Consider the following 6607-nt stretch of genomic DNA (forward strand, 5'->3'; position numbering starts at 1 on the left):
TGGACGCCCAAACTCCGTCCGTAGTCAGAAAGTTCCTGCATAAATGATCGGGGTTGGGGTACTTTTTACTTCAACTTTTAAGTGCACCAACGCCGATCCGAATACTACGGCTGACCACATCTGTAAGACGTCGCGCCGATTGCTGTTACGGTGCTTCGGTTTAATTCAGCTGCATAACTAGTGTTTTCCTGGAGACAAACAGATAGCCCATCAGAGACAGTGTGATAAAGCCGACCGTACTGATCGTGAAATTTGCGCTGGGTTGGAACGACAGATCTGATACCACCATAGTACCTATTCCGGCGAAGCAATATTGGATGCATGTGAGCAGTCCCAACGCATGGGCCCCTTTGTCCCGGAAGTAGTTCGTCACGATCACCTGCACGGGCGGGTTGATGAGGGCCGTGGCCAGCCGCAGTAAGCAAGTACCTAGCGTGATCAGGCCGACGGTAAGCATAGTGTCGTGGGTAAACATTTGGGCAAGGATGACGGAGGTGCCCAGCATAGAAGTATAAATGCCGATTCCGACGATCTTCTGCGGTGTCACGTTGCTCGCGTTGAGCTTGCTCATCATACGATTTCCTAACAGATAAGCCAGAGCGATACCGATGAACAGATAGGCATAGTTGGTTTCACTCATCCCATACTGGTTGATGTACATGAAGCTGGAAATGCTGATAAATGCATAGAAAGCGGCAAACGCGGCGCCGACAATCAACGCGAGACCCAAAAAGTAGTTGTTCTCGAGAACACTGTAGTAACTCAGGAGATGCGTCTTCATGCTGAAGTTGGCGCGAAACTCTTTTTGCCGATGGTTACTCTCGCATATCACCACCCACGCCCATGCGAATAAGGGAATTTCGAACAGTGCGATGGCCCAGAAGCAATTGCGCCAGTTGGAGACTTTCACGATCCATGCGCCCAATACCGGTGCGAGGATCGGCGAAAGAACCAGTCCGACTACCAACAAGCCGGTAGCGTGAATCTGCGCCTTCTTGTCCATAGTATCCTTGATGATCAGCCTTAAGACGATATAGACCGCCGCACTACCCAGTGCCTGCGCGGCTCGTAACGCGATCATGGCAGGCATGGCAGTACACAGCGCGATCCAGACCGAGGCGGCGATATGTATGAGCAGACAGGAAAGAACCACAGAACGGCGTCCCCACAACTCGCTGACAACGCCGATAAACAGCACGAAGAACGCTTGGCTGTAGTTGTAGACTGAGATAGTTAGATTGCTCACGTCCATTGATACGCCGAATTCGCGGGCAATCAGGGGCAAGCCGGACAGGAAAATATCCGTGCATGCCTGGGTGGAGAAAAGAAGTAATACCATAAGGATGACAGGGGGGGGGCGAATGCCATTTGAGTTCATAGAATAATCCTGCAAATAATGTGTTCAGTGACAGTCCAGCGCTAAGAGTTGCTGGGCCAAAGGCGGGCGGACGTCTGGACTGGTAAGGCCGTCCTCCCAGGCGCGGCGGAGCGCGACTTGCAAGTCTGCATACTCGGAATCAGACACGTTCGCCGGCCTGTTTTCGCGCATCGCGGTGGCGATGTGGCGTAGCTGTTCCAGTTGGTCGCCGATATAAAACGGTAGCCGCACGTCGCTGAGGTCGACTCGGTGGCCGTCCGGCAAAATGCGCGTGTCACGCTCGAAATCGATGCTGAAGCGGCCTATCTGGATTAGGATGTAGCGCGAGTGGCTGCTGTTCTCGGAGCAGTGCGAAACCCGGTGAATGGTATTGGCGGGCACCTGCACGACCTGACCCGGATGAAAAAGACAGGACTGGCCGCTCTCCGGTAGTTCTAGCAACAGACGCCCAGAGGCGCAATAAGTAATATCGGAAATATACGTATGGCGGTGAAAGGCTAGGTTCTCGCTACCTACGTTATAGATGCATACACGGATATCGCCAGCGAAGGAAAATTCTTTGAAGTCCATTGCTCACCTCCCTTGATGAATTAGACTTGAATCGGCCGCCGCGAAAATCGCCCAGTCCTGCGCGACCACCTTAGCGGCATTCACGAACGCTGCCGCGTAGTTGTTCTGATTTTGCCAGTACTGCGTGACCGGTCCGAAGGAATACAGATGGTCCGAATGGCGCGTGCCAGCTATCGTTGCGTGCGCCACCCGAAAGCTGCTCGACTCCGCAGCAGCAACGCCGCCCGTCCGATAGCCGTCCTCGCTGTATTCCAGCAGCTCACCACTTTCCAGCAAATGACGGATGAGTTGGGATGGATGGCGGCGCATGTCGTAATTGTGGCCATGGGATCGGATCACGATATCGGGCAGAACCGCTCTTTCGTCACCACCGATCGTGAACGCAGCACTGAATTGCTCCTGATAGCCAAGGCGTACCGTCGACAGTACTCCGGCCTCGACTAGCGCGACGAGTTTCTTCGCGTTCTGTAGGGGAATCGGCACGGCGGTGCGGATGAAATGAGTATCGAACTGGCTGTCGTAACGGAGCTTGTCCGCAGCCCTCAAGTGCTCATAGAAGCGCAAGCGGCGCGCACGCAGCACGATGGCGTGGACTATGCGTTCGCTGCGTTCGCCGCGGATTTCGGTCAAGAGCTTGTCGTAAGCGCTGGCAAACGGTGGAGCGGCGACATCGTTGAAACTAAGCCGCCCGTCGCTCGCAGCGGCTAATTCGGCGTCAATCAGCGCGATCACGTCGTCGAGCAGGACTGTCCCGTGGTTGCTTTGCCTTAGCTCGTTGATGGCGTTGTCTTTCAGATAGCGGAACTCGTCATTCAAAAGAGGCCAACGCACGCCGGGGAAGAATCCCGAGCGCGAGCCAGCGATAATCTTGACGTCCTCCACCCCGAAGTAGTGCCAGTCCGGCTCGAAGCTCCGCGCTAAACCGTCCGCACCGTATACAAACCTGCCATGTTCACACGCGCTCAAGATGGCATCGACCGCGCTCGGCCCCATGCCTTGGACATACACCGTGAGTTGCCGTTGTCGGTGTGCCTGCTGATAAGCCAACATACTGACATGAATGTTTTCCGGGGGGTAAGGCGAAGCCAGCACGGCGGTGCTGGACTGTTCGCTGGGCCAATGGCCAGAGGCCAACAACACTTTGTCCAGGTGCTCGAGGCGGGTAACCGCGCCACTGGTTCGACATTGGATCGTCAACGCGAAGTGGCCGTCGCGGGTCGCGCCGTTGATCGCTTCGTGACCGTTGAAAGTGCATACCGATATTCCGTGGCCAGCTGCGCGCTCGCTCGCCTGCTTGAAGCGGCTCGACAGGTACATGCCGAACAGGGCACGCGGATAAAACGCCGTTGCGACTGGTTCCCACTGTTCAAGCTGGGTGCTTGGATCAGAAGCCAGTATCAGTTCAGGGTGGTCAGCGATGATCTGCTCGCGGCGTTCCCGCATCCAATCGAGGAAATCATTGTCGAACAAGGACATTTTTTCTGCCGGGTTATTGCACAGGTGGTATGGTGCGCTGCAGTCGCTGCCATATGGAAATCCGGGCCCGTTCGTCGGCTGGCGTTCGACGGTGGTGATGACAATGTCACCTCGCAGGACGGTGTCACTGTCGATGCTCCGGCATAAGGTGTCGACCAGGTGCCAGAGCATGCAGGTGCCGGAGAATCCGGTGCCAATGATGCAGTAGCGCGTCATCAACGCAGGCCGTCCAGCGCGATTTTGATGCGCTGTGCCGCGCGGGTCAGCACCGCGCTGTCCCTTCCGCAATTGATCCTAACGAAATGCCGATAATGATCTTTCCCGGCATAGCCTTCCGCAAAATGCTCTCCCGAAATGGTCGCCACACGTGCTTCTTGCAACAGGAACTGTTCTGCATGGGTATATCCCAGCTGCTGGTATCGCTTCGCATAGGTTGACAGGTCAGCGAAGATGAAATAACCGCCTTGGGGTGTATGTACTGATAACTGACAGGCCCGCAGCAGTGCGATCATCTCTAGCGCACAGTTGCGCGCCTGGGTCGCTCGGCGATGTGCCACCTCGTCCATGGCCTCTTCCATTGCGTGGAAGCAGGCCACCTGGCCGTAGGTGCCGGCGAACGAATTGAGGTTGACTTGGACGTTGGCGGCGACCGCGATGAACCAGTCCGGCGCGTACATATAGCCGATCCGGTCGCCGTGCATGCCGTACGTCTTGCCCGGGCCCGTCACGTTGACTACACAATCTCTCATGCGGTAGGCGCCGACCGTGAGCGCGGCGAATGCCTTGGCTCTTTCGTTGAGGATATGGGCTTCGTACGGGCAGTCGTAGATAACTATCATGGGCGCCAAGCCATCCTCTGCTCTATCGATGTTGTGTTTGGCGACGACGGCGCCCAACGCCTGCAATTCCGACGTCGTGTATACCTTTCCGGTCGGGTTGATGCAATCGCCCAGAATGATTAGCTTGGTGTTGGGGGTGATGGCGTCACTCAAGGCGTTAGCCGACACGCCTTTTTCGATGAGCGCGTCGGACTGGACAAACACGGGGGTGCCCCCATGCAGACGGATCATGTCGGCGTAGTGTGGCCAGTTGGGCAGCGGCACGATGACTTCGTCGCCTGAGTTCAGCAGACTATGCAGTACGACCGCGATGGCGCCCTTGATGCCCCCCGGCGTGACCATGATCTCGGTCGCTGGATCATACGTAACGTCGTGCACGCGTGCAACGCGCTGCGCAATAGCCTTGAGTAAAAAATCGAATCCCTTGACGGGAGCGAACTGGTGGATAAGGTGCGGGGTATTCTTGATGAAGTCGATTACGCCTTGGTCGATACGCAGATCGGTGGGCGTGTCGAGAGTACCGATGCTCAGGTCGATGATCTTGTCGGGTTCTGCATAGCCCTCGTTTAACTGAGCGATGCGCATACGCATACCGTGAGTAATCGACTCGCCGATGCTGAGTGCGGCGTGGGAAAAGACGTTATTTAATGGCTTAGTCATGTTGTCATCCTATTGGGAGAGGCCATTAGACATCCGCGGCGCAAGACAATTCGCCGCGCACGTGGCCATTCCATGGTGTTTAATTGGCAAGCTGCGCGGCGTGGCGATACATACCGTTCCACATGTGATGCTGGATCTTTAGCGTTTGGTCGATACCATAGATAATATCGGCTAGGTCGGCTTCCGACGAGCAGTTATTCAGAACACATTGCTGCGCATCTGCGGCGTGGCGATCCTCGACACCGCTATCGAGATGGCAATTGAAATAAACCTCGACGTCATGGGTGTAGCGTTTTTGATCCAAATTGTGGCGGCTGGCACCGAACGCGTCACGGAAATGCGTAAGCATGATGCTCGCGTGAGTTTCAAGGGCGTACGCAACTCCCAACATTGTTCGATAATTCATTCCCAGCAATTGGTTTACTTTGGAGCGGTAATCCTTAGTTTCTTCTATCACCAGCGCGAATGCTTTATCGTTGCGCGTGCCATCGCGGCGACCTTCCAAGTCCCTGACTTTCAACGCAGGCAGGTCAAACTCGAACTGACCATACAGATTATGCGAATTTTCCATAAGTAACTCGTGGCAATGCGATTTTTTACCATCACCGCATTCCTCGTTGAGAATATACGAAAACAAGATTAGAGTGTCTTGGTCGTGTTCTTTCGCCGCGTGGCCGCAGATGTGGGCGATGCCGATTACAGTAGCCATCGTCCGATAGAAAAAATTCGCCCGATGAATCGCAAACAGTGTCGGCGTTAACTTGGTTTCTTTCAAAAGTTTGAAATAGTCGTTGGTGAAGACTGGATGGTCTGCCAGTTCGTTCATATAGCTCAATAACTGTTGCTGCATCATTTCTCCTTGGTTTTGTCCAATATTGAGTGGGTTAGAGTTGTAGATTTTATATCGTTGGTAAAAAATAATGTATGTGGAAATCACTAACTATTAAATATTGTTAAATTATGTTAGCAATTGATAAACTATTCAGACCGTAGCTCCATGGAAGCCAGTGATCGAGCAGCGGCTAGGGCAAGCCATGACAGCGGTCATTCGTGACAACAGCGCGGCCTTACTGTCGGCTAAACCAGTCGTTGTTTAAGAAAATCGTCGTTTATATGGGCTTTACGCAGGGTTCTGTCGCAATAGCGAACCCAAGACGGAGTCTTGGCAGACGGATTCCGCCTATCATTAAACAGAGCGGATTTTTCCTGCCAAAGCATAAAATTGGTCGGCAAAAGACAGATCATCTGCACCTTCCATCATGAGTTGACCCTTGCGAATCATGTGCATGAGTTCGATACCAACCAGGATGCTTTTGGCTGATCGGAACGATTTGAATCCGAGCATTGGTTTTGTTATCCGTTTCACTGCACGATGGTCTTGTTCCACGATATTATTGAGGTACTTGATCTGACAGACCACCATAGGTATTTCCATGGAAGCGTTGATCTCGTCAATCGCCGCTTTGTTGGCGCCGCTCTTGTCCATCGTGACTTTTGCAGGTGTGCCGTTCGCCTCCATGGCTTTGTCGAAAAACCGTCTGGCTGCTGCCTTGTCCCGCTTGGGGGTCAAGAGAAAATCAATCGTCTTGGGCGTTGGTGCACTTAAAAGTTGAAGTAAAAAGTACCCCAACCCCGATCATTTATGCAGGAACTTTCTGACTACGGACGGAGTTTGGGCGTCCAG

Annotated in this window: 5 protein-coding genes and 1 pseudogene; all 6 read right to left on the reverse strand. The window is 53.9% G+C overall.

The window, feature by feature from the left end; genetic code table 11:
- Positions 1 to 160: 160 nt before the first annotated feature.
- A complete protein-coding gene (locus AAKU64_RS21940; RefSeq protein ID WP_323492958.1) occupies positions 161 to 1378 on the reverse strand; it encodes an MFS transporter in 1218 nt (405 codons plus the stop codon).
- 24 nt (positions 1379 to 1402) lie between these two features.
- On the reverse strand, positions 1403 to 1948 hold the full coding sequence (locus AAKU64_RS21945; protein ID WP_322121770.1) for a cupin domain-containing protein: 546 nt from the start codon (positions 1946 to 1948) through the stop codon (positions 1403 to 1405).
- Positions 1949 to 1951: 3 nt separating this feature from the next.
- Entirely contained in the window at positions 1952 to 3640 is a 1689-nt protein-coding gene (locus tag AAKU64_RS21950; protein ID WP_322121838.1) for an FAD/NAD(P)-binding protein, read from the reverse strand.
- The gene (locus AAKU64_RS21955) at positions 3640 to 4923 is read right to left on the reverse strand and encodes a pyridoxal phosphate-dependent aminotransferase (RefSeq protein WP_322121771.1); all 1284 of its coding nucleotides are present in this window, start codon (positions 4921 to 4923) and stop codon (positions 3640 to 3642) included. Before AAKU64_RS21955 ends, AAKU64_RS21950 begins: the two co-directional genes overlap by 1 nt.
- A 79-nt stretch (positions 4924 to 5002) precedes the next feature.
- Complete coding sequence (locus AAKU64_RS21960) at positions 5003 to 5773, reverse strand: iron-containing redox enzyme family protein (protein WP_322121772.1); 771 nt, start codon at positions 5771 to 5773, stop codon at positions 5003 to 5005.
- A gap of 336 nt (positions 5774 to 6109) precedes the next feature.
- Positions 6110 to 6508: pseudogene (locus AAKU64_RS21965) on the reverse strand (IS6 family transposase); the annotation flags it as partial.
- Positions 6509 to 6607: the final 99 nt, after the last annotated feature.

The sequence above is a fragment of the Undibacterium sp. GrIS 1.8 genome (assembly GCF_040544445.1).
Taxonomy (GTDB): Bacteria; Pseudomonadota; Gammaproteobacteria; order Burkholderiales; family Burkholderiaceae_D; genus Undibacterium.